We start from the raw sequence: 3,122 nt of genomic DNA, 5'->3' as shown, positions 1-3,122 counted from the left end.
AGTCCCGGCACGCCCGCATTGCGCTCGACCATATCGACCACCAGCGGGATGCTCTCGGAAATCTCAAATGTTGCCTCTGGTCCACCCATTTCAGTACGGACCCAGCCTGGAGCGACAAGGAGAAGTGCGCGCGAGTCGTCCGGATGTCGTGTAGAGAATGCCTTCATCAACATATTCAGCGCCGCCTTACTTGAACTGTAAAGCTCCCAAAACCCGGAACTCCCCGCAATGCTGGCGATCTCTGACGACATCGCTGCGATTACACCGTTCTCCATGACCATGTCACGAAATACCTCGATGACACGCATTGGACTTAGCGTGTTCGTCAACATCATGTCGAGGAAATCCTTCTCCTCCACCTCGACCGATGTCAGTTCATTTGATTTAGCGATACCGGCGTTCACGAAAAGCGTATTGAGCTTACGCCCCTCAAGCCGCGCGCGCAGGGCCTTCACCGAGGCGAGATCCGCGATATCTACCGTCTCGATCTCAAGCGATTCCGGATAACGCTCACACAGGCTTTCGAGGCCCGCGGACCTGCCGCGCGATGTCGCGATTACGTGCCAGCCCCGACCACAGTATTCCTCTGCAAGGGCAAGACCGAGGCCACGCGAGGCACCTACGACAAGAACATTCTGCCTAACTGTCATTCCAATTTTCCTACTCTAAATAGACGTCCGATACAGAACGGCTTTGATATGCGTGTTTCCTCATTCAACACTGACGTAGTTGAAGGCAGGCCACAAGAAAAACATGGAACATCAATATCTGCCGTCTGTGCATAGAGGTGCCCCGCATTGACTGTGTGCTTCTCGGCACCCGTCGCACCCGACTAACTGCTCCACTGGGTCGGGGACTAATGCGAAGCCTTTCAGGGGGCAGCGCATCGACTCCTCAAGCATGCACAGGAGGAGCAAACTCAGTGAAAGACACCATAGCGCTGATGAAGTCAGCCTGAAACCGCCGGCCCGAACGTAAGGTGCCGTTGAGGACAGGTGCGGTGTATCAACTGGTGAACCATTTCATACGCAAACTCGTCGTTGCATTTCGGACAATGTTGCAACAACACACTCGCACCTGCCTATCAGACGGAGCGCTATCAGGCCACCGATGCGCCACCGTCCGCAACTACGACCTGGCCCGTCGTAAAACTGCCTCGCATCAGATAGAGGTAGGCTTCAGCCACCTCATGCGCTTCAGCGGCGTGCTTGACGAGAAGGTTTTCTTCTGCGCGTTGAAATGTCGCCTTACGGACAGCCTCGGGGAAACTATCCCAAAGGCTAGTCTTGACCGTTCCAGGGCAAACCACATTGACCCGCAGCGGCGCGAGCTCCACAGATAGCGCACGCGCGAGGGCTTCAATAGCCCCGCAGACGCTCGATACCACGGAAGAGCCCTTACGAGGACGGCGTGCGGCCATCCCGGAGGAAAGGACGATTGAGCCCCCCTCTCGAATCTGGCACGCACCGTACTTCGTGGCCAGGAAGACACCCCAGTAACGGACCCCGAAAAACGCCTGCGCGTCCTGGAAGCTCAAATCTTTCTGATCAGCCATCAGCAAAGGATTTCCGGCGGTATACACCAGATGGTCGTACGGTCCGATCTTCTCGAAGAACGACTTGATGCTACCTTCATCCTGCAGGTTAAGCACATGCCCTTCGGCGCTCGAGGGTAGTTGCTCCTGTGCCTTCGTTACCCTCTCCTGGTTGCTTGACGCAATGACAACGAGTGCACCTTCATTCGCCGCAGCTTTCGCTGTAGCGAGGCCCATTCCCGACGATCCGCCGAGAATGACAATCCGCTTATCTTTAAGCGACATAACTTCCTCCAATACGATACAAAAACCCAGGTTTCATTTTTGAATCATCGCCGCCAGTGTCGTCCCCGATATCCCGCAATTCCTGTAACAAACAATCGCTGCACAGGTCTGAATCCCGCATCCAAATCGACGGAGTCCCGCGGCCCGAAGGTCCCAGCTTAGCGACGGTGATCTCCAAGAATCCCAGACGGTCTCACCGCACACCCGTCGATGACCTAGTCCTCACCACGCTTGACCGACTGGCATTGTTCGCCGAGGCCGGTGATGCCTAGGCGCATGGTGTATCCGTCATTAAGGTAGCGCGGCGGCTTGAAACCAAGGCCCACACCCTGTGGTGTTCCCGTTATGATCACATCGCCAGGATGCAGAGTCATGAACTTGCTGACATAGCTGACACACTGCGCCACAGAGAAAATCATGTCCGCTGTGTTGCTATGCTGTACTCGCTCATCGTTCACTTCGCACCACAGGTCCAATGCCTGCTCATCGCCGATTTCGTCACGGGTTACCAGCCAGGGGCCGATAGGGCAAAACGTGTCATGGCTCTTACCTTTTGTCCATTGACCACCCCGCTCGAGCTGGTGTTCGCGCTCCGATACGTCATTCACAAGGACGTATCCAAAGACATGATCGAGCGCTACGGCTTCTGCAATATTCTTCGCACGGCGCCCTATTACAACCCCGAGTTCCACCTCCCAGTCCGATTTCGTTGAGCCTTTCGGAAGAATGACGTCATCGAATGGACCAGTGATAGCCGAATTCGCCTTCAGGAAGATGATTGGCTCCTTTGGAATCTCGGCACCAGCCTCTTTCGCGTGCTCGCGATAGTTCAGTCCGATTGCAACCACCTTTCCGATATTTCCGATGGGACAACCAAACCGTGAACCAGCGGGCGCTGCTGGTAAGGCGTCGATTTCCTCTGAATCGAGGTCCTGTAGCGACCCCGACCCGATAAGTTTCGGATCAATGTCTGATGCGTGTGCGGACAGATCGCGGATGACCCCGTCCGAGCCGACGATGCCTGGCTTCTCAACACCTGTATGACCAAAGCGTACTAGCTTCATATCGTCTACTGAAAGTAGTGATCGAATGTCGTGCCAGTTGGTGTGAAGACCACGGCACGATTTTCAGCAAAGTCAATATCCCAGACAGCGGTATCGGGCTCCTGCGAATCTTCGCTTCAGCACGACACCGCGGCATGGGTTACACGCTTTATTTCGAGAAGAACTGAAGCAGCAATTCGTTCACTTCTGCCGCTTTTTCGATGGGCGTCCAGTGGCCGCATCCCACCAGCTCGACATAC

General features: G+C 55.2%; 3 protein-coding genes. All 3 read right to left on the bottom strand.

The window, feature by feature from the left end:
- Positions 1–650 (bottom strand): SDR family NAD(P)-dependent oxidoreductase (locus tag P3T43_RS35485; protein ID WP_429285644.1); only part of this gene is annotated, 650 nt, incomplete at its 3' end.
- Positions 651–1,099: 449 nt separating this feature from the next.
- Positions 1,100–1,819, bottom strand: coding sequence for an SDR family oxidoreductase (locus P3T43_RS35480; protein ID WP_429285643.1), 720 nt, complete (start codon positions 1,817–1,819; stop codon positions 1,100–1,102).
- Between the two features lie 215 nt (positions 1,820–2,034).
- Complete coding sequence (locus P3T43_RS35475; protein WP_429285642.1) at positions 2,035–2,883, bottom strand: fumarylacetoacetate hydrolase family protein; 849 nt, start codon at positions 2,881–2,883, stop codon at positions 2,035–2,037.
- Positions 2,884–3,122: the final 239 nt, after the last annotated feature.

It is taken from the genome of Paraburkholderia sp. GAS41 (assembly GCF_050436545.1).
Classification (GTDB): domain Bacteria; phylum Pseudomonadota; class Gammaproteobacteria; order Burkholderiales; family Burkholderiaceae; genus Paraburkholderia.
The sequence above is the reverse complement of the archived record's forward strand: the minus strand, read 5'-3'. Positions and strand labels throughout refer to the sequence as shown.

Bases quoted from the DNA above. Each gene is read 5' to 3' on its own strand.
- P3T43_RS35475 (WP_429285642.1), bottom strand. From the start codon at position 2,883: ATGAAGCTAGTACGCTTTGGTCATACAGGTGTTGAGAAGCCAGGCATC.
- P3T43_RS35480 (WP_429285643.1), bottom strand. From the start codon at position 1,819: ATGTCGCTTAAAGATAAGCGGATTGTCATTCTCGGCGGATCGTCGGGA.